The sequence below is a fragment of the Streptomyces sp. NPDC001787 genome (genome assembly GCF_040297465.1).
GTDB lineage: Bacteria > Actinomycetota > Actinomycetes > Streptomycetales > Streptomycetaceae > Streptomyces.
Window position 1 is genome coordinate 368660 of the sequence record NZ_JBEOZE010000003.1, and the last position, 20259, is coordinate 388918.

The 20259-nt window shown below is 72.9% G+C and carries 13 protein-coding genes and 2 tRNA genes; 13 read left to right on the forward strand and 2 right to left on the reverse strand.

What is annotated here, in order from left to right:
• Window positions 1–13 precede the first annotated feature (13 nt).
• From ABT170_RS06630 to ABT170_RS06645, 4 genes are all read left to right on the forward strand, one after another.
• Window positions 14–439: a MaoC family dehydratase gene (locus ABT170_RS06630; protein ID WP_329944950.1), complete on the forward strand. Its 426-nt coding sequence runs from the start codon at window positions 14–16 to the stop codon at window positions 437–439.
• The gene (locus tag ABT170_RS06635; RefSeq protein ID WP_329944794.1) at window positions 436–1602 is read left to right on the forward strand and encodes a lipid-transfer protein; all 1167 of its coding nucleotides are present in this window, start codon (window positions 436–438) and stop codon (window positions 1600–1602) included. Before ABT170_RS06630 ends, ABT170_RS06635 begins: the two co-directional genes overlap by 4 nt.
• A 195-nt stretch (window positions 1603–1797) precedes the next feature.
• Entirely contained in the window at window positions 1798–2352 is a 555-nt protein-coding gene (locus tag ABT170_RS06640) for a SigE family RNA polymerase sigma factor (RefSeq protein WP_329944795.1), read from the forward strand.
• A 218-nt stretch (window positions 2353–2570) separates the two neighbouring features.
• Window positions 2571–4220, forward strand: a complete 1650-nt coding sequence (locus ABT170_RS06645; RefSeq protein ID WP_329944796.1) for a long-chain fatty acid--CoA ligase — start codon at window positions 2571–2573, stop codon at window positions 4218–4220.
• A 121-nt stretch (window positions 4221–4341) separates the two neighbouring features.
• Here ABT170_RS06645 and ABT170_RS06650 read toward each other — a convergent pair whose 3' ends face one another.
• Both ABT170_RS06650 and ABT170_RS06655 read right to left on the reverse strand, forming a co-directional pair.
• A complete protein-coding gene (locus ABT170_RS06650; RefSeq protein ID WP_351864566.1) occupies window positions 4342–8712 on the reverse strand; it encodes a hybrid sensor histidine kinase/response regulator in 4371 nt (1456 codons plus the stop codon).
• Between the two features lie 235 nt (window positions 8713–8947).
• The gene (locus tag ABT170_RS06655; protein WP_329944798.1) at window positions 8948–9508 is read right to left on the reverse strand and encodes an SSI family serine proteinase inhibitor; all 561 of its coding nucleotides are present in this window, start codon (window positions 9506–9508) and stop codon (window positions 8948–8950) included.
• Window positions 9509–9759: 251 nt separating this feature from the next.
• On the opposite strand from ABT170_RS06655, the gene ABT170_RS06660 reads away from it, so the two are divergent.
• From ABT170_RS06660 to ABT170_RS06700, 9 genes are all read left to right on the forward strand, one after another.
• Window positions 9760–9850: transfer RNA gene (locus ABT170_RS06660), tRNA-Ser, on the forward strand.
• A 226-nt stretch (window positions 9851–10076) separates the two neighbouring features.
• Window positions 10077–10149, forward strand: a tRNA-Arg gene (locus tag ABT170_RS06665).
• An 83-nt stretch (window positions 10150–10232) separates the two neighbouring features.
• Window positions 10233–11243, forward strand: coding sequence for a DUF2797 domain-containing protein (locus tag ABT170_RS06670; protein ID WP_351864684.1), 1011 nt, complete (start codon window positions 10233–10235; stop codon window positions 11241–11243).
• Between the two features lie 41 nt (window positions 11244–11284).
• Entirely contained in the window at window positions 11285–12157 is an 873-nt protein-coding gene (locus ABT170_RS06675) for an amidohydrolase family protein (RefSeq protein WP_329944800.1), read from the forward strand.
• A 178-nt stretch (window positions 12158–12335) separates the two neighbouring features.
• Window positions 12336–13082: a response regulator transcription factor gene (locus tag ABT170_RS06680; RefSeq protein ID WP_329944801.1), complete on the forward strand. Its 747-nt coding sequence runs from the start codon at window positions 12336–12338 to the stop codon at window positions 13080–13082.
• 94 nt (window positions 13083–13176) lie between these two features.
• Window positions 13177–14790, forward strand: a complete 1614-nt coding sequence (locus tag ABT170_RS06685; protein ID WP_351864571.1) for a HAMP domain-containing sensor histidine kinase — start codon at window positions 13177–13179, stop codon at window positions 14788–14790.
• A gap of 26 nt (window positions 14791–14816) precedes the next feature.
• A complete protein-coding gene (locus ABT170_RS06690) occupies window positions 14817–16190 on the forward strand; it encodes a bifunctional glycosyltransferase family 2/GtrA family protein (protein ID WP_502970480.1) in 1374 nt (457 codons plus the stop codon).
• The gene (locus ABT170_RS06695) at window positions 16187–18376 is read left to right on the forward strand and encodes a mannosyltransferase YkcB-related protein (RefSeq protein WP_351864574.1); all 2190 of its coding nucleotides are present in this window, start codon (window positions 16187–16189) and stop codon (window positions 18374–18376) included. Before ABT170_RS06690 ends, ABT170_RS06695 begins: the two co-directional genes overlap by 4 nt.
• A gap of 194 nt (window positions 18377–18570) precedes the next feature.
• Complete coding sequence (locus ABT170_RS06700) at window positions 18571–20202, forward strand: DHA2 family efflux MFS transporter permease subunit (RefSeq protein ID WP_329944805.1); 1632 nt, start codon at window positions 18571–18573, stop codon at window positions 20200–20202.
• The last annotated feature ends 57 nt before the right edge of the window (window positions 20203–20259 follow it).

The window sequence follows — 20259 nt, forward strand, 5'->3', positions numbered from 1 at the left end:
GGAGAGGGACGACGTGGAGCGGGCGGAGGACAGCGGTACGCGGGTGGGTGAGGAGCTGGCACCGCTGGAGATCCCCGTGACCCGGACCCTGATCGTCGCGGGGGCCGTCGCCTCCCGGGACTACCAGGACGTACACCATGACGCGGAGCTCGCGCGGGAGAAGGGCTCGCCGGACATCTTCATGAACATCCTGACGACCAACGGCCTCGTCGGCCGGTACATCACCGACCACTTCGGCCCCTCGGCCGTCCTCCGCAGGGTCGCGATCCGGCTGGGCGCCCCCAACTACCCGGGGGACACGATGGTGCTCACCGGTACCGTCACCGCACTCACCCCCGGCCCTGATCCGGTGGCCGAGGTGGCGGTCGTCGGTACGAACGGCCTCGGCCGGCACGTCGCCGGAACGGTCACCGTCGCCCTGCCCGGAGGTGCGGCATGAGCGTGCGCAGGGCCGACTCGCTGGGCGGGAAGGCCGCGATCGTGGGCATCGGGGCGACCGAGTTCTCCAAGGACTCCGGGCGCAGCGAGCTCACCCTGGCCGTCGAGGCCGTCCGGGCCGCGCTCGACGACGCCGGTCTGTCGCCCTCCGACGTCGACGGTCTCGTCACCTTCACGATGGACACCAGTCCCGAGATCACCGTCGCCCAGGCGGCCGGTATCGGCGAACTGTCGTTCTTCTCCCGCGTCCACTACGGCGGCGGGGCGGCCTGCGCCACCGTGCAGCAGGCGGCCCTCGCGGTGGCGAGCGGGGTGGCCGACGTCGTGGTCTGCTACCGCGCCTTCAACGAGCGCTCCGGGCGCAGGTTCGGTTCCGGGGTGCAGCGGCGCGAGCCGACCGCCGAGGGCACGGCACTCGGCTGGAACCTCCCCTTCGGGCTCCTCACCCCGGCCTCCTGGGTGGCGATGGCGGCCCAGCGGTATCTGCACACGTACGGACTGGAGCCGGAGGTCTTCGGCCATGTCGCGGTCACCGACCGGCGGCACGCGGCGCGCAACCCGGCGGCCTATTTCCACGGCAAACCGATCACGCTCGCCGACCACGCCGCCTCGCGCTGGATCGTGGAGCCGCTGCGGCTGCTCGACTGCTGCCAGGAGACGGACGGCGGTCAGGCGATCGTCGTGACCAGCGCCGAACGCGCCAGGGACCTGCCGCGACCGCCCGCGGTGATCGTCGCCGCGGCGCAGGGGGCGGGGCGGGCCCAGGAACAGATGACCAGCTTCTACCGGGACGGGCTGACCGGGCTGCCGGAGATGGGTGTGGTCGCCCGGCAGCTCTGGCGGACCTCCGGGCTCTCCCCCGCCGACATCGACGTGGGCATCCTCTACGACCACTTCACCCCGTTCGTGCTGATGCAGCTGGAGGAGTTCGGCTTCTGCGGGCCCGGTGAGGCCGCCGGGTTCGTGGCGGACGACGCGCTGCCCCTCAACACCCATGGGGGCCAGCTGGGGGAGGCGTATCTGCACGGGATGAACGGCATCGCGGAGGCGGTCCGGCAGATCCGTTCCACCTCGGTCAACCAGGTCACCGGCGCGGCCAGGACCCTGGTCACGGCGGGCACCGGCGTCCCCACGTCGGGGCTGATCCTGGGCCGGGACGGCTGAGAGCCCGGAGTGCGCGGGCCCCGGGAGCGTACGGCCGGGTGTCCGGCCGCTGTCTCAGGGGTGGACCCTGACCGGCGGTAGCGGCCCCTCCACCTACAGGAGGTGTAGTCCGCCCCGCCCCTACAACCTGAGGCGGACCCGGCTTCGGGACCTGGGGGCGATCCCCCGGGCGGCCCCCGCTCCTAGCGTGGAGCCATGACCACGCCAGTCTGCACGGGCGCCTCCAGGGCAGCCACTGCCGCCGCCGGACACCCGCCCTACGCGTCGTTCTCGTCGTACGTACGGGCGCGGGGGCCCGTACTGCTGCGCACCGCCCGCTCCCTCACCGCGAATCCCTGCGACGCGGAGGACCTGCTGCAGACCGCGCTCACCAAGACGTACGTCGCCTGGGAGCGGATCGAGGACCACCGGGCGCTCGACGGCTATGTCCGCCGGGCCCTGCTGAACACGCGCACCTCGCAGTGGCGCAAGCGCAAGGTCGACGAGTTCGCCTGCGACGAGCTGCCCGAACAGGAGGGCGTCCCGGCGGCCGATCCCGCCGAACAGCAGACGCTGCACGACGCGATGTGGCGTGCCGTGCTGAAGCTCCCGGACCGGCAGCGGGCGATGGTCGTCCTGCGCTATTACGAGGACCTCAGCGAGGCGCAGACGGCCGAGGTGCTCGGGGTCTCCATCGGCACGGTCAAGAGCGCCGTGTCACGGGCGCTCGGCAAGCTCCGCGAGGACCCGGAGCTGACACCGGTCCGCTGAGCCGACGTCCGGCCCGTCGGCCCGCCGATCCGCCGATCCGCCGACGTCCGGCCCCCGGTCCGCCGGCCCGCCGGTCCGGCGTGGAGCAGGCGGGTCCGAACCGTCCGTTTCCGTCGGCCGACACCGATTCGTACTCCCGGAAGTAGTGACATACCGCGTGGTATGTGAGCAGAATCAGCGGAACCTTACTGCCGCGTAGCGCCCACCGGGAGGACGCCGTGCTGAGCACCATGCAGGACGTACCGCTGACTGTGACCCGCATCCTGACCCATGGGATGACCATCCATGGGAAGTCGCAGGTCACGACCTGGACCGGCGAACCCGAGCCGCAACGACGCACCTTCGCCGAGGTCGGCGCACGTGCCACGCAACTGGCCAACGCCCTGCGCGACGAGCTGGGAATCGACGGCGACCAGAGGGTGGGAACCCTCATGTGGAACAACGCCGAGCATGTGGAGGCGTATCTCGCCATCCCCTCCATGGGCGCCGTGCTCCACACCCTCAACCTCCGGCTGCCCGCCGAGCAGCTGGTCTGGGTCGTCAACCACGCGGACGACAAGGCGGTGATCGTCAACGGTTCGCTGCTGCCGCTCCTCGTACCGCTGCTTCCCCACCTGCCGTCCGTCGAGCATGTGATCGTCTCGGGTCCCGGTGACCGTTCGGCCCTCGCCGGGGTCGCGCCGCGCGTGCACGAGTACGAGGAACTGATCGCGGGCCGCCCCACCACGTACGACTGGCCGGAGCTGGACGAACGCCGGGCCGCGGCCATGTGCTACACCTCCGGCACCACCGGTGACCCCAAGGGCGTCGTCTACTCCCACCGGTCCATCTACCTGCACTCCATGCAGGTCAACATGGCCGAGTCCATGGGACTGACCGACAAGGACACCACCCTCGTGGTGGTCCCCCAGTTCCATGTGAACGCCTGGGGCCTGCCGCACTCCACGTTCATGACCGGCGTGAACATGCTGATGCCGGATCGTTTCCTCCAGCCCGCCCCGCTCGCCGACATGATCGAGCGCGAGCGGCCGACCCACGCCGCCGCGGTGCCCACCATCTGGCAGGGCCTGCTCGCCGAGGTCACCGCCAACCCGCGCGACCTCAGCTCGATGGCCAACGTCACCATCGGCGGCGCCGCCTGTCCGCCCTCCCTCATGGAGGCGTACGACAGGCTCGGCGTCCGCCTCTGCCACGCCTGGGGAATGACGGAGACCTCGCCCCTGGGCACCATGGCCAACCCGCCCGCCGGGCTCGACGCCGAGGCCGAGTGGCCCTACCGCGTCACCCAGGGCCGCTTCCCGGCCGGAGTCGAGGCGCGCCTGGTGGGCCCCGGCGGCGAGCACCTGCCGTGGGACGGCGAGGCGGCGGGTGAGCTGGAGGTCCGCGGTCCCTGGATCGCGGGGGCGTACTACGGCGGCGCGGACGGCGAACACCAGCGCCCCGAGGACAAGTTCAGCGAGGACGGCTGGCTGAAGACCGGCGATGTCGGCGTGATCAGCGCCGACGGCTTCCTCACCCTGACCGACCGGGCCAAGGACGTCATCAAGTCCGGCGGTGAGTGGATCTCCAGCGTGGAGCTGGAGAACGCGCTGATGGCCCATCCGGATGTCGCCGAGGCCGCCGTCGTCGCCGTCCCGGACGACAAGTGGGGCGAGCGTCCGCTGGCGACCGTGGTCCTCAAGGAGGGGGCCGTCGCCGAGTACGAGGCGCTGCGGGCGTTCCTCGCGGAGTCCGGCATCGCCAAGTGGCAGCTGCCGGAGCGCTGGACGATCATTCCGGCGGTGCCGAAGACGAGCGTGGGCAAGTTCGACAAGAAGGTGATCCGCAAGCAGTACGCGGACGGCGAGCTGGACATCACGCGGCTCTGACGCGACAGCGGAAGCGCGGATCAGCTCAGCGGGACAGAGGGAGGAGGGCGGTACGGGAGCCTGCTCCCGTACCGCCCTCCTCCCATGCCGCTGGACCTGCTGGACCTGCTGGATCCGTTGTTCAGTTGGTCCCTATCTTCGCCAGCAGGTCGACGATGCGGGACTGCACCTCGTCGCTGGTGGACCGCTCCGCCAGGAAGAGAACGGTCTCGCCGGAGCTGAGCCTCGGCAGCTCCGCCCGGTCCATACCGGCCGAGGTGTAGACGACCAGCGGGGTGCGGTTCAGCTGGCCGTTCGCGCGCAGCCAGTCGATGATCCCGGCGCGCCGGCGGCGTACCTGCATCAGGTCCATCACCACCAGGTTCGGCCGCATCCGGGTGGCGAGTTCGACGGCCTCGCTGTCGGCCGAGGCCCGCGCGATCTGCATCCCGCGCCGCTCCAGCGTCTCCGTCAGGGCCAGCGCGATCTCCTCGTTCTCCTCGATCAGGAGCACCCTCGGGGGATGCTGCTCACTGTCCCGAGGGGCGAGTGCCTTGAGGAGTACGGCGGGGTCGGCGCCGTAGGCGGCCTCCCTGGTCGCCTGCCCCAGTCCGGCCGTCACCAGCACCGGAACCTCGGCCGCCACCGCCGCCTGGCGCAGCGACTGCAAGGCCGTACGGGTGATCGGCCCGGTCAGCGGGTCGACGAACAGCGCGGCGGGGAACGCGGCGATCTGGGCATCGACCTCCTCGCGGGAGTTGACGATCACCGGGCGGTAGCCGCGGTCGCTGAGCGCCTGCTGGGTGGAGACATCGGGCGCGGGCCAGACGAGCAGCCGGCGCGGATTGTCCAGCGGCTCGGGGGGCAGCTCGTCGTCGACCGGCCGCGGCTGCGGGCGGTTGGCGACCTCGACCGCGCCACCGGGGCCGTCCAGCGGCTCCGGACCCTCGGCGCCCTCGTCGGGTGCGCCTATGGCGTACGCGCGCCCCTCGGCTGCCGGGGGAGCCAGCAGCCGGCCCGAACCGGAACCGGGTCCGGTGGCCGCGGCCTGGGGGCCACCACCGGGACGGGGGCCGCCGGCGTGGGTGCCACCGGGCTGAGGGGCACCGGGGTGGCCGCCGGCCGCCGGGGTACCGCCTGCCGGGGTGCCGCCCGCGGGGGCCGTGCCGGGCTGGTCGGCGCCCGTCGGGTCGGCCTCCGGAGGGGCGGCGAGCTTACGGCGCCGTCCCGCACCGCCGAGGCTCTGGTTCTGCTGGTGCGCGAGGTGCTGCGCGAAGGGCACGCCCTGCCCCAGGGTCCGCACGCTGAACGCCCGCCCCTGCGTCGAATCCGACGACGCGCCGGGCATCGGCGCCTCCGCGGGCAGCGGCTGCCGTCGCGCGTCCGGCACGGGGGCGCCCGCGCCGCCGTCGGCCGGGTGCGGCGGGACGGGGGTGCCCGTGGTGCCCGTGGTGTGCGTGGTGCGGCCGGGAGCGGCCCAGGACACCTCGTCCGGCGCCTGACTCGGTGCGCCCGTGGAAGGAGTCCCCGTGGAAGGAGTCCCCGCGGAAGGCGTTCCTGCGGGCGGTGCGGCCGTGGTGGGCTGCGCGGCGGGCGGTGTCGACGGCCCGCTCTCCGGTACGTCGACGTCGTCGTACACCGTCAGCGCGGCCAGGCCCCGACCGGACGTACCGCCACGCCCCCAGTCGGACTGCGCGGGGTGCGCCTGCGGTGGAGTGTGGTCGGCGTCCGGCGCGGTGCGGACGGCATCGTGGCGCTCCTGGCCCGCCCGGGGCTCCCGGACCTCCTGGGGTGCGAGCGGCACGGACGGGGCCGGCGGGGCCGGCGGGGCCGACGGGACCGGCGGGACCCGGTCGGCATCGGCGGGCGGAAGGGCGAACGTGGTGCGCGGCCCGGCCGCCTCGGCCTGTGCGGAACGCTCCTGCGCCGCCGCCAGTGCCCGCCGGGCCCGCCGCCCGCCGGGCTGCTGGGCCTGCGAGGCGTCGGCGTCGGCGTCGGTTTCGGCAGGGACGGGAGCTTCGGTGAGGGCGTTGCCGGGCGCCTCGGCGTCATGGCTGCCGGAGGTGAGAGCCGGGAGCGCGGGCCGGTTCTCCCCGTCGCGGCGCGCGCGGCGCCCCGTGGGAGGTACCGGCTGCTGCGCCTCGGACGGCACGCCCTGCGGCGGTACGGTCTGCCCTCGCTGCGGGCGCCCGCCGCCGGCCTGAGCAGCCCCCTCGGCCGCCGTGACGACGGACCCCTCGGAGGGCGCGGGGGAGACGGCGGCCGACGGGGCCGCGGAGGCCGCCGAGGGCAGCGCGAGGGCCTGCCCCTGCTGTCCTGCCTGCTGCTGTGCCGGCCGGGGCGACTGCTGAGGTGTCTGCTGGGGCGACTGCCCGGCCGGACCGCCGGGAACGGCCGCCGCTCCGGTCGCCACGGATCCGGTTTCCGCCGCTCCGGTCGCCACGGAACCGGTCTCCGTCGCCCCGGTCCGGACCGCCCCGGTCTCCGCCGGGCTGGGACGGCCGCGCCTGCGGCCCGAGCCCTCGCCCTGCTGAGCCGGGATCAGCTCCTGGGCCTGCTGCTGCCCGTCCGCCGCGACGGGCGCGCGGCGCGCCCTGCGCCGCCCCGTCGGTTCGGCCGCCGCGGTGTCCTCGGCCTGTGGCGCTCCCACGGGGCTCTCCAGGAACGCGTCCGTGGACGACCTGCGCGCCCGTCGCCGCCCCCCACTCGTGGCCTCCGGAGCACCGGCATCCGGAACAACGCTCTCCGGCGAACCCGTCCCCGCACCGGCCGCCTGAGCACTGTCCGCCGCCTGCGCGCCGAACTCCTCCGGGGCGACCGGGGACACGGCCTGGGACACGGCCTGGGACGCGACCGTCCCCGAACCGGAGCCGATCGGCACTTCGAGCACGTACGCGCTGCCGCTCATCCCCGGCACCTCGTGCGTCTGGAGCACGCCGCCGTGCGCCCGTACGATCCCGCGCACGATCGGCACATGCACCGGGTCTCCACCGGCGAACGGCCCGCGCACCTCGATGCGTACGACGTCACCGCGCTGGGCCGCGGCCACGACCACGGTCGAGTCGACATAGCCGCCGCCCGGGACCGGCCGTGTCTTGCCGGTCGAGTCGACGCCGGCCACGTCCGCCACCAGATGGGCGAGGGCCGTCGCCAGCTGCCGCGCGTCCACCTCGGCCTCGATCGGCGGGGCGTGCACCGCGAACTGCGCGCGCCCCGGGCCGATCAGCTCGACCGCCCCGTCGACGCCCGCCGCCACGATGGCGTCGAGCAGCACGGGGACCTTGGCGAGCCCCTCCGTACCGGCGTCGAGCCGCTGGTAGCCCAGCACGTTGTCGACGAGCGTCGTCATCCGGGCGTATCCGGCGGCCAGGTGATGCAGGATCTGGTTGGCCTCGGGCCAGAGCTGGCCCGCCGGATCGGCGGCGAGCGTGGACAGCTCGCCGCGCAGCTCCTCCAGCGGTCCGCGCAGTGATTCGCCGAGTACGGCGGTGAGCTGGGCGTGCCGGCCGGTCAGCGCGGCGATGCGCTCGGCCTGTTCCTCCAGCTCGGAGGCGTAGCGCTCGGTCCGGTCGGCCAGCTCGGCGGCGTGTGCCTCGGTGAGGGCGGCGACCTCGGCCGCATGCCGCTCGGTGAGCGCCTCGACCTCGGCGGTGTGGCTCGCGGTCAGTTCGGCGACGGACGCCGTGTGCTGCTCGGTGAGTTCCTGGTGCGGCCTGCGGTCGGTGAACGTCATCACCGCGCCGACGAGCTGGTCCCCGTCCCGTACCGGAGCGGTCGTCAGGTCCACCGGTACCTGCGCGCCGCTCTTGGACCAGAGCACCTGCCCGCGCACCCGGTGCTTGCGCCCGGACCTGAGCGTGTCGGCGAGCGGCGACTCCTCGTACGGGAACGGCTCGCCCTCCGCACGCGAGTGCAGGATCAGCGGGTGCAGTTCCTGGCCGCCCAGGTCGCTCGCCCGGAAGCCGAGGATCTGCGCGGCGGCGGGGTTGACCAGGACGACCCGGCCGTCCGTGTCCGTGCCCACGACACCTTCGGAGGCGGCCCGCAGGATCATCTCGGTCTGACGCTGCGAACGGGCCAGCTCGGCCTCGGTGTCGACGGTGCCCGACAGATCCCGTACGACGAGCATCAGCAGCTCGTCGCCCGTGTAGCTGGCGTGGTGGATGTCGTTGTACTCGGCCTGCCCGCTGTCCAGGCTCGCGCTGGTGACCTCGACGGGGTACTCGTTGCCGTCGGTGCGCCGCGCGGTCATCCGCGTCGGCCTGGTCCTGCCCTGCTCGTCCGCAGCCTCCGGCCGGCGCATCGACCCCGGGATCAGCTTGGAGTCGAACTCCGGAAGCAGATCGAGCAGTCCGCGCCCGACGAGCGCGGTGCCCGGGGTCTCGAACATTTCGAGGGCGATGGTGTTGGCGTTGACGACCGTGCCGTTGCAATTGACGAGCAGAAGCCCGTCCGGGAGGGCGTCGAGTATGGCTGCGAGGCGAGCAGCGCCTCGGGATGGCCTGCTGCTCACGACGACGCTTCCTCCCTGGTTACCGCACCTTGCCGACAGCGGGCCCCATCTTGCCCCTCGGGCCGCAGGCTGTCACTGGAGGAGTCTAAAGGCTGGGGAGCGCCGAGGGGCGGCGGATGAGGGGGAGCTCTCACCAAGGTTCTGTGCGCGCCGTGTACGCCGGGGGCCGGTGGCGTGCCCGACCGCGCACCCTGTGACGTGCGCGGACACAGGGCGGCGGGCCGGGCGGGGGCGGCTACTTGACCGTCGGCAGCAGCGGAACGAGCCTGTTCCAGCGCGAGATCTCGCAGCCGTTGCTCCGGCTCACGGTCGTGTCGATGTGGCGTCCGCGCCAGGTCCCGACGACGCGCGCGGAGGCCGGCCCGCCGTCCATCTGGGTGCACATCGCGTCCGCGGGTGTCGGCGCGAACAGCTCCTCGTCCGCCCCCGCCGCCTGCGTCAGCCGGTCACAGGCCTGCTGCCGCTGCGGGTGGCTGCCCCCGGTCGGCGCGCACTGGAGCTCGAAGACCCCGTCGGCCGCCCGGTCGCCGGACTCCGAGACCGTCACGGTCAGCCGGGTCGGCTCCGCGGCACCGGCCCCGTCCAGCCAGCGGCCGAGCCCGGCCCCGGCACCCTGCCCGTTGCCCAGGGCGCCGCCCAGCCCGTTCCCCAGCCCGTCCCCGAGGTCGTGGAAGACCGGCAGCGGCGGGATCGGCATGGACAGCGGCCCCGCGGCCGTCGCGGCGGGAGCGGCGGCGGACAGCACGGCGAGGGAGGCGAGGGAAACGGCGGCGGTGAGGGTGAGACGACGCAGCATGCGGGGCTCCTGTGCTCTGACACGACGGACTCGACGGACTCGGTGGAAGGGCGGCTGCGGACAGCGGACGGCCGTCAGCGATCGTGACCCCGTCTCTCTAACGCGCCGCACGCCCCGACGTTGCGCACCGGTACGGGGAAGATGCTTTGCCCTGGCACCCGCCTGCCTAGTACCGTGGGCGGCGATTGGTGACAGCACGCTCGTCTGTGTCATCATCTGCACGCACCACTCGCGTTCGCGCGGGGTGTGCTGGAGGCGTCGCCTAGTCCGGTCTATGGCGCCGCACTGCTAATGCGGTTTGGGTCTTAAAGCCCATCGAGGGTTCAAATCCCTCCGCCTCCGCTCGAACACCGAAGCCCCGTGCCACCGGCACGGGGCTTCGGTCGTCCCCGGACCGTCGTCGCTGCGACGCAGGGGGCGCAAGCGCGCGAGGAGGTGGCCGAGATCCGCCTCGAAACGGCGTTTTCGCAGGTCGGAGGCGGTATGGCTAATGGATTTCGCGTCACGGCACAGGTCATGTAATGTTGTTCTCGCAACGCCGACCAGGCAGAAAAGCCCGGAACGCCAAGCACTCGTAGCTTAACGGATAGAGCATCTGACTACGGATCAGAAGGTTGCAGGTTCGAATCCTGCCGAGTGCACAGCAGACGAGAGGCCCCCAGGAGAAATCCTGGGGGCCTCTCGCGTGTGATCCGTGTGATCCATGGAGGGCAGGTACCGGCTCATGGGATGGCTGTGCACCGGGCTGCGGTGGCCGGGGGAGAGTCCCGAGCTGGGGTGGCGCAGAGGGGACGCCCGGCGGGTGAGTGTGCTCGCGTACGGGGCGGAGCTCGGGTTCCGCGCGGTGGGGGAGCGGCACTGCGTGGGGGCGCGGGGGAACGTGTGTCCGGTGGGGGCGGTGGTGCCGGCGCGGAGTACCGGGGCGCGGTGCGCGGAGTGCGCGCGGCTGGACCGGGCGCATTCGGTGGCCGCGGACACGATCGCCGATGACCCGCGCACGTACCGCGTCTATCTCGCGTGGTTCGGGCCCGGGATGGTCAAGGTCGGGATCACCGGGGAGGAGCGGGGGGCGGCGCGGCTGCGGGAACAGGGGGCCGTGGTGTTCAGCTGGCTGGGGCGCGGGCCGTTGATGGCGGCGCGGCGGACCGAGGAGTTGCTGCGGGCCGCGCTGGGGGTGCCGGACCGGATTCCGTACGCGAGGAAGCGTGCGGTGCGCGCGGGGCTGCCGGGGGCGGCGGAGCGGGCCGCCGAGGTGGCGGAGCTGTACGGGCGGGCGGTCGCGCTGGAGGGCGGCGGCTGGCCGGAGTCGTTGGAGCGGCTGCCGTTCGAGGCGGTCGACCAGGTGGGGGTGTTCGGGCTGGAGGGGGCGCCGGAGGCGGTCAGGGCCGTGAGCGCGCTGGTGGACGGCGGTGTCGTCGCGGGGCGGCTCGTCGCGGCGGCCGGGCCCGATCTGCATCTGGCGACGGCCGGGGCGGGCGTCGGCGGGGTGGTGGTGCTGGACACCCGGCTGATCACCGGCTGGGATCTCGTGGCGGCCTCGGCGGCTCCGGGAGCCTCGACGGCGTCCCCGGGGGCCCCGGGAGCTTCGACGACGTCTGCGGCGGGCTCGACGACATCCCCTGCGGGCACGTTGACTTCCGCGGCCCCGGCGGACCCGGAGCGCCCGGTGCGCAGCGAAGTACGTGTCCCACTCATCGACATTGGGGGCGGCGGCGTGCAGGGTGGGTTGTTCTGAGGCAGGCCGGTCCGCGGCCGGTGAAGGGCGAGGGAGCGCGCGTGGGGCAGGAACGGGACGAGGTCGTGGCTTTCTGGGAGCGGCTCGGGCTCCCCGGGATCATCGACGTCCATACGCACTTCATGCCGGAGCGGGTGCTGAGCAAGGTGTGGGCGTACTTCGACTCCGCCGGGCCGCTGACCGGCATGGAGTGGCCGATCACCTACCGGCACGACGAGGACGAACGGCTCGCCCTGCTGCGTTCGTTCGGTGTCCTCCGGTTCACCTCGATGCTCTATCCGCACAAGGCGGGGATGGCCCGCTGGCTGAACGGCTGGGCCGCGGACTTCGCCGCGCGGGTCCCCGACTGCCTGCACACCGCCACCTTCTTCCCCGAGGAGGGCGTGGAGACGTATGTGAGGGAGGCCGTGGAGGCGGGGGCCCGGGTCTTCAAGTCGCACCTCCAGGTCGGCGCGTACGACGCGAACGACCCGCTCCTGGAACCCGTCTGGGGGCTGCTGGCCGAGGCCGGGGTCCCCGTGGTCATGCACTGCGGGTCCGGGCCCGCCCCGGGCGCGTACACCGGACCCGAGCCGATCGGCCGGCTGCTGGCACGGCACCCCCGGCTGCGGCTCGTGGTGGCGCACATGGGGATGCCGGAGTACGCGGAGTTCCTGGCGCTGGCCGCGGCGTACCCGGAGGTGCGGCTCGACACGACGATGGCGTTCACCGACTTCACCGAGGGTTTCACGCCCTTCCCGCCGGCGGAGCGGGCGCGGCTCGCGGACCTCGGTGACCGCGTCCTGCTGGGGACCGACTTCCCGAACATCCCCTATCCGTACGTCCATCAGCTGCACGCACTGGAGCGGCTGGAGCTGGGGGACGCGTGGCTGCGGGGCGTGTGCCACGGGAACGCGAGCGCGTTGTTCGGCTGAGACCGGCGGGGATTCCGGCGCGTACCGGCGCAGAAACCGGCGCAGAAACCGGCGCTGGGACCGGCGCTGGGACCGGCGCTGGGACCGGCGCGGATCCGGCGTGAATCCGGCGGGGCTTCTCAGGAAATTCACAGGAACGGGTCAGGCGTCTCTCAGACGCGCCTCACAGGGTGGGGTCATGACGACGACGACCTCGCCCCAGGGGCGTACCGAACTGCTCAGGCCGGACCGCAGCCCCGTGCGCGTACTGGTCGTGGACGACGAGGCGCCGCTCGCCGAGCTGCTCTCCATGGCCCTGCGTTACGAGGGCTGGGACGTGCGCAGCGCCGGGGACGGTGCCGGAGCGGTACGCGCGGCGCGCGATTTCCGCCCGGACGCGGTGGTGCTCGATGTGATGCTCCCCGACATGGACGGCCTGTCCGTCCTCGGACGGCTGCGGCGGGAGTACTCCGACGTCCCGGTCCTCTTCCTGACCGCCCGGGACGCGGTGGAGGACCGGATCGCGGGGCTCACCGCGGGCGGCGACGACTATGTGACCAAGCCGTTCAGCCTGGAGGAGGTCGTGGCGCGGCTGCGCGGGCTGATCCGGCGATCGGGCACGGCGGCGGCGACCGTGCGCGCCGAGTCGACGCTCGCCGTCGGTGACCTGGTGCTGGACGAGGACAGCCACGAGGTGAGCCGGGGCGGGGACTCGATCCACCTCACGGCCACCGAGTTCGAGCTGCTGCGCTTCCTGATGCGCAATCCGCGCCGGGTGCTCAGCAAGGCCCAGATCCTGGACCGGGTGTGGAACTACGACTTCGGCGGCCAGGCCAACGTCGTCGAGCTCTACATCTCGTATCTGCGCAAGAAGATCGATGCCGGACGGACGCCGATGATCCACACCCGGCGCGGGGCGGGGTATCTCATCAAGCCCGGTGAGTAGGGGGCGGGCGCGGTGGGCGGGCGGTGTTCCGCGGAGACGCGCGCGGCCGGTCGGCCCTGCCGGGCGGAGGCCGTGGACGCTGCGGACCCGGCTCGTGGTGTCGGCCGTCTCCCTCATCGCGGTCGTCGCCGCCGTCATCGGCTCCGTCACCGCGATCGCCTTCCGCAGCTATATGTACGGCAAGCTCGACGACCAGCTGCACTCCATCGCCGTACGCGCGGAGCGGCCACCCGGCCCCGCGCCGCTTCCCGCCGGTCTCCGCGGCACCCGGACGCTGGGCTTCATCGGCGGGGGCGGCCAGCCCTTCGGCACCTTCGGGGCCGTGATCGTCGATGGGACCGTCACCGATTCGAAGGTGGTCGTGGACAGTGGCCGGCGCGCCCAGGAGAGCGCCGAGCCACTGACCGGCGCCCAGCGGGCCGCGCTGGAGAGCGCGCTGGCCGATGGGCTCAGGGACGGGCTGCCGGACGGGGCGGACAGCGTCGGGCCCGGCGCCGGCGGGGAGGCGCGCGGCATCGATCTGCCCGGCCTCGGCGCGTACCGGGTGGAGGCCGTCGCCACCTCGGACGGGCACACCGTCCTGGTCGGCGTCCCCGGCGACGAGGTCAGCCGCGCCCTCTCCACCCTGATCCTCGTCGAGGTCTGCGTCACCGCCGCCGGGCTCATCGCCGCCGGGATCGCGGGCGCCGCCATGGTCGGGGTCGCCCTGCGACCGCTGCGCCGGGTCGCCGCCACCGCGACCCGGGTCTCCGAACTCCCCCTGCACAGCGGCGAGGTGGCCCTGTTCGACCGGGTCCCGGACACCGAGGCCGACCCCCGTACGGAGGTCGGGCAGGTGGGCGCCGCGCTCAACCGGATGCTGGGGCACGTCGGTTCGGCGCTGGCGGTGCGGCAGGAGAGCGAGACGCGGGTGCGGCAGTTCGTCGCCGACGCCAGCCATGAGCTGCGCACCCCGCTGGCCTCGATCCGCGGGTACGCCGAGCTGACCCGGCGGGGCCGCGAGGACACCGGCCCCGACACCCGCCACGCGCTGGGGCGGATCGAGTCCGAGGCGCGGCGGATGACGGGGATGGTGGAGGATCTCCTGCTGCTGGCACGGCTCGACGCCGGGCGCCCGCTCAGTTACGAGAGCACCGATCTGCTGCCGCTCGTCGTCGACGCGGTCAGCGACGCGCGCGTGGCGGACGGGGCGTCCGAGGCGGGGGGTGCCTGGCGGGGAGGCGGGGGCGGGCATCACTGGCGGTTGGAGCTGCCGGACGCTCCCACGGCCGTACGGGCCGATCCACCCCGTATCCAGCAGGTGCTGGTCAACCTCCTGGCGAACGCCCGTACGCACACCCCGCCCGGGACCACCGTCACCGTCCGGGTTCTGGCGGCCTCCGCCGAACGGCCCCGGGTGACGCTGGAGGTCCGGGACGACGGGCCCGGCATCCCGGCCGAGCTGCTGCCGCACGTCTTCGAACGCTTCGCCCGGGGTGACGCGTCCCGCTCGCGCGGCGCGGGTTCCACCGGGCTGGGGCTCGCCATCGTGCAGGCCGTCGTGGACGCGCACGGCGGGCGGGTGGTGGTGCGTTCGGAACCGGGTCGCACGGTCTTCGCCGTCGAGCTGCCGGCCGGCCCGGTGGACGCGGGACCGGGCGAAGGGGCCGGCCCGCGGACCGGGGCCGGTGACTCACAGGGTGGGCACAGGCTCAGCACACCGGTGTGACAGGGCGGTTGGCGAATGTCGATGACATGCGAACCGACAGCCTCCGGAGCAGCGGCAGTAGCGGAAACAGCGGCAGTAGCAGCGACAGCGGCAGCGGCAGTCGCGGTGGTGGTGGCGGTGTCGGCGGAGGGACCAGCAGCCTGCCGGCGAGGGAGCATCTCCTGGCCTGCGAGGCCGATGCGGCCGGTGCCCCCGTGCTCGACGTCGTGGTCCCCGTCCACAACGAGGAGCAGGACCTCGAACCCTGTGTCCTGCGCCTGCACGACCATCTGGCCCGCACCTTCCCGTACCGCTTCCGCATCACCGTCGCGGACAACGCGAGCACCGACCGCACGCCCCAGGTGGCGGCGGCCCTCGCCGCGGCCCTCCCGGAGGTGCGGTCGTACCGGCTGGAGGAGAAGGGGCGCGGCCGGGCGCTGCGTACCGTGTGGTCGCACTCCGACTCCCCGGTCCTCGCCTATATGGACGTCGACCTCTCCACCGACCTCAACGCGCTGCTCCCGCTGGTCGCCCCCCTGATCTCGGGCCACTCCGACCTGGCCATCGGTTCGCGGCTGACGCGCAGTTCACGCGTGGTGCGCGGGTCGAAGCGGGAGTTCATCTCGCGGGCCTACAACCTCATCCTGCGCTCGTCGCTGGCCGCCCGCTTCAGCGATGCCCAGTGCGGCTTCAAGGCCATCCGGCGCGAGGTCGCCGAACGGCTGCTGCCGATGGTCGAGGACACCGGATGGTTCTTCGACACCGAGATGCTGGTGCTCGCCGAGCGGGCCGGGCTGCGCATCCACGAGGTGCCGGTCGACTGGGTCGACGACCCCGACTCCACCGTCCACATCGTGCGGACGGCGGCCGAGGACCTGAAGGGCGTGTGGCGGGTGGGGCGGGCACTGGCCGTCGGCGCGTTGCCGCTGGACCGGCTCGCCCGGCCCTTCGGGGACGACCCGCGCGACCGCGCGCTGCCCGGGGTGCCGGGCGGGCTGGCCCGCCAACTGGTCGGGTTCTGTGTCGTGGGCGTCCTGTCCACACTCTTCTACCTCGCCCTGTACTCGCTGTTCCGGATGGGTCTCGGCCCGCAGACCGCCAACGGCGGCGCGCTACTGGTGTCCGCCGTCGCCAATACGGCGGCCAACCGGAGGCTCACCTTCGGCGTACGCGGCCGGGGCGGCGCCGTACGCCACCAGGCGCAGGGGCTCGTGGTCTTCGCCATCGGCCTCGCGCTGACCAGCGGCTCGCTCGCCGCGCTGGGGGCGGCCACCGGCTCGCCCTCGCACGGCACGGAGCTCGCCGTGCTGATCGCGGCCAACCTCGCGGCGACGGTGCTGCGCTTCCTGCTCTTCCGCGCCTGGGTCTTCCCGGACCGGCGCACCGACCCGCGTCCGGATGACATGAGGGACACCCGATGACCACGAGCACCACCCCGCCGATTCCCCCGCCGGTTCCCCTGCGGCTCCCCGCGCCGCCGACTGCCCCGAGCCCTCCGGTGCCCGCCGACGCCCGCTGGGTGAAGCCCGCGTTCCTCGGTCTGCTGCTCCTCGTGGGGCTGGCGTACCTGTGGAATCTCAGCGCCTCCGGCTACGCAAATTCCTTCTACTCCGCCGCCGTTCAGGCCGGCAGCCAGAGCTGGAAGGCGTTCTTCTTCGGCTCGCTGGACGCCGCCAACGCCATCACCGTCGACAAACCCCCGGCGGCCCTCTGGCCGATGGCCCTGTCCGTGCGTCTCTTCGGAATCGGTTCCTGGGCGATCCTCGTCCCGCAGGTGCTGATGGGCGTGGCCACGGCCGCCGTGCTGTACGCCGCGGTACGCCGCCGCTTCGGCGCTGCCGCCGGGCTGACCGCCATGGTGGTCTTCGCGCTGACCCCGGTCGCCGCGCTGATGTTCCGCTTCAACAACCCGGACGCCCTGCTCGCGCTCCTGATGACCGTCACCGTCTACTGCGTCCTGCGGGCGATGGAGAACGGCAGCACGAAGTGGCTGGTCTGGGCGGGGGCCGCCGTCGGGCTCGCGTTCCTGACGAAGACCCTTCAGGCCTTCCTGGTCCTGCCGCCGCTGGCGGTGCTGTACGGGGTGTTCGCGCCCGGTTCCGTACGCCGAAGGCTCGGCCGACTCGCCCTCTCCGCCCTCACGGTGGTCGTCGCGGGCGGCTGGTGGGTGGCGATCGTCGAGCTGTGGCCCGCCTCCTCGCGACCGTACGTCGGCGGCTCCCAGAACAACTCGTTCCTGGAACTCACCTTCGGCTACAACGGTCTCGGCCGGATCAACGGAGAGGAGACCGGCAGCGTCGGAGGCGGCGGACGGGGCGGCGGCTGGGGGGAGACCGGCATCGGCCGGATGTTCAACTCCGATATCGGCGGCCAGATTTCGTGGCTGCTGCCCGCCGCGCTGATCCTGCTGGCCGCGGGCGTCTGGCTGACCCGGAAGGCGAAGCGGACGGACACGGCCCGTGCGGCCTTCCTCGCCTGGGGCGGATCGCTGCTGATGACCGCAGTGGTCTTCAGCTTCATGGCGGGGATCTTCCACCAGTACTACACGGTGGCGCTGGCGCCGTACATCGCCGCCCTCGTCGGCATGGGCGCCACGGTCCTGTGGGAGGAACGGTCCACGTGGTGGGCGCGCGGCGTGCTCGCCGCCACCGTCGCCGTCACGGTGATCTGGTCGTACCTCCTGCTGGGGCGCACCCCGGACCATCTGCCCTGGCTGCGGTGGGCCGTCCTGGGCGCCGGTCTGGTGGGCGCGGCCGGGTTGCTGTTCGCCGGACGGGCCGGGCGCCGGCTCGCGTTCGCCGCGGTGGCGCTGAGCTCCGTCGCGTCGCTGGCCGGGCCGGCCGCGTACACGGTCAGCACGCTGAACACCGGGCACCAGGGGTCGATCGTCACGGCGGGACCGTCGGGCGCGAGCGGTTTCGGCGGGCCGGGCGGAGGCGGCCGGGGCGGTCCCGGTGGCGGCGGGGCCCGGGGCGACGGCGATGGAACGCGCGGCGGGACGCAGCCGCCGGGGCAGCCGAACCAGCAGGGTGGCGGTGCGGTACAGCCACCGGCCGGCGGTCCGGGCCAGGGCCAGGGGCAGAACCAGGGTCAGGGGCAGAACCAGGGGCAGGGGCAGGGCAACAGTCGGCAGGGCGCTGTTCCCGGCACCCCGCCCGGGGCCATGGGTGAGGACGGCAGGGGTGGCAGGGGTGGCCTGGGCGGTGGTGGCATGGGCGGGCTGCTGAACGGCGCGTCCGTCGGCGCCGAGGCCAGGAAACTCCTGGAGAAGCACGCCGACGACTACACCTGGTCGGCCGCCGCCATCGGCTCTCAGAACGCCGCGAGCTATCAACTCGCCACCGGTGAACCGGTGATGGCGATCGGCGGGTTCAACGGCAGTGACCCCTCCCCGACGCTCGCACAGTTCAAGAAGTACGTGACGGACGGCAGGATCCACTACTTCATCTCGGGAGGCGGCGGAGGTGGCGGAGGCGGCGGTATGGGCGGTGGCGGTATGGGCGGCGCCGGGGCGTCCTCGCAGATCTCCTCATGGGTGACGGAGAACTTCAAGGAGGTCACCGTCAGCAGCGCCACCTTCTATGACCTGACCCAGCCCACCACCTGACCCAGCCCACGACCTGACCCCGGTCCACGACCTGACCCCGGTCCACGACCTGACCCCGGTCCACCGCCTGAACGGGCGTCCGTCGTCCGGCGCGCTCGGCGGAATCGAGTTGTACGGCGTACAGGGCATCCCATACGGTGTATGGCGTCTGTCCCGTACGCTGTACAAGCCGCGCTGGAGCCCAAGGAGCCCGTATGACGGCGAACGCCGCCGAGCCCAGAGACCTCGCCCCCCGGGGCCACCCGCAGCGCTGGCTGATCCTTGGCGTCATCTGCCTCGCCCAGCTCACCGTGCTGCTCGACAACACCGTTCTGAACGTCGCGATCCCCTCCCTCACCACGGAACTGAACGCCTCCACGGCCGATGTGCAGTGGATGATCAACGCCTATTCCCTCGTGCAGTCGGGTCTGCTGCTCACCGCGGGCAGCTCGGCCGACCGCTACGGGCGCAAGAAGATGCTGGTCGCGGGTCTCGCCCTGTTCGGGATCGGTTCGCTGGCGGCCGGGCTCTCGCAGTCCTCCGGGCAGCTCATCGCGGCCCGTGCCGGGATGGGCATCGGCGGTGCGCTGCTGATCACCACCACCCTCGCCGTCATCGTCCAGGTCTTCGACGACACTGAGCGGGTGAAGGCCATCGGTCTCTGGGCGACCGTCAGCTCGCTCGGCTTCGCCGTCGGCCCGCTCCTCGGCGGGTTCATGCTCGACCACTACTGGTGGGGCGCGATCTTCCTCGTGAACATCCCGGTCGCGGTGATCGGTCTGATCGCCGTCGTCCGCCTCGTACCGGAGTCCAAGAACCCCCAGGGCGACCGCCCCGACCTGCTGGGCGCGGTGCTCTCCACCATCGGGATGACCGCGGTCGTGTACGCGATCATCTCCGGGCCGGAACACGGCTGGACCTCCGGCCAGGTGCTGCTGACCGCGTTCGCCGGGGCCGCCGTCCTCGCCGGGTTCGTCCTGTGGGAGCTGCGCATCCCCAACCCGATGCTCGACATGCACTTCTTCCGGAACCAGAGGTTCATCGGTGCGGTCGGTGGTTCGATCCTGGTCGCCTTCGGGATGAGCGGATCGCTCTTCCTGCTCACGCAGCACCTTCAGTTCGTGCTCGGGTACGAGCCCCTGGAAGCCGGTCTCCGTACGGCTCCGCTCGCGATCACCGTCGTCATCCTCAACCTCGCCGGTGTGGGCGCCCGGCTCGTACCCAAGCTGGGGACTCCGCTCACCATCGCCGCCGGGATGACCTGCCTGGCGGCCGGTCTCGCGGCGATCGCCCTGCTCGGCAGCCATGACTACGCGGGCATGCTGCTCGGCCTGGTCGTGATGGGGGCGGGCATCTCGTTCGCCATGCCCGCGATGGCGAACGCCATCATGAGCGCCATCCCACCGGAGAAGGCGGGTGTGGGTGCCGGGGTCAACGGCACCCTCGGCGAGTTCGGCAACGGGCTCGGGGTCGCCGTGCTCGGTGCCGTGCTCAACTCCCGGTTCGCCGCTCTCGTGCCCGCCGCCGTCGGTGCGGCCTCGCTGCCCGCCGCGCTCGCCGCCGCCGACAGCGAGTCGGAGGCGCAGGGCATCAGGGACGCCTTCGCCTCGGGTCTGGAGACCAGCCAGCTGGTCGGCGCCGTGGCGGTGCTGATCGGCGGACTGACCGCCGCGTTCCTGCTGCGCCGGGCCGAACGTGCCGAGGCGGCGGGCGCGGGAGCGGGCTCGGGATCCGCCTCCGGTTCCGGTTCCGGTTCGGGCCTCGCTTCCGGTTCTGCCTCCGGTTCCGCTTCCGGTACGGACCGGGAGGTATCCGCCCAGGCGGACTCGACCGGCCCGGCGGCATAGCATCGGATGGGACGCATGTACCGGACGTTCACCTTCCGGTCCATGCGTCCGCCACCG

Bases quoted from the DNA above. Each gene is read 5' to 3' on its own strand.
- ABT170_RS06655 (WP_329944798.1), bottom strand. From the start codon at position 9,508: ATGCTGCGTCGTCTCACCCTCACCGCCGCCGTTTCCCTCGCCTCCCTC.
- ABT170_RS06690 (WP_502970480.1), top strand. From the start codon at position 14,817: ATGCGAACCGACAGCCTCCGGAGCAGCGGCAGTAGCGGAAACAGCGGC.
- ABT170_RS06680 (WP_329944801.1), top strand. From the start codon at position 12,336: ATGACGACGACGACCTCGCCCCAGGGGCGTACCGAACTGCTCAGGCCG.
- ABT170_RS06670 (WP_351864684.1), top strand. From the start codon at position 10,233: ATGGGATGGCTGTGCACCGGGCTGCGGTGGCCGGGGGAGAGTCCCGAG.
- ABT170_RS06695 (WP_351864574.1), top strand. From the start codon at position 16,187: ATGACCACGAGCACCACCCCGCCGATTCCCCCGCCGGTTCCCCTGCGG.
- ABT170_RS06700 (WP_329944805.1), top strand. From the start codon at position 18,571: ATGACGGCGAACGCCGCCGAGCCCAGAGACCTCGCCCCCCGGGGCCAC.
- ABT170_RS06640 (WP_329944795.1), top strand. From the start codon at position 1,798: ATGACCACGCCAGTCTGCACGGGCGCCTCCAGGGCAGCCACTGCCGCC.
- ABT170_RS06635 (WP_329944794.1), top strand. From the start codon at position 436: ATGAGCGTGCGCAGGGCCGACTCGCTGGGCGGGAAGGCCGCGATCGTG.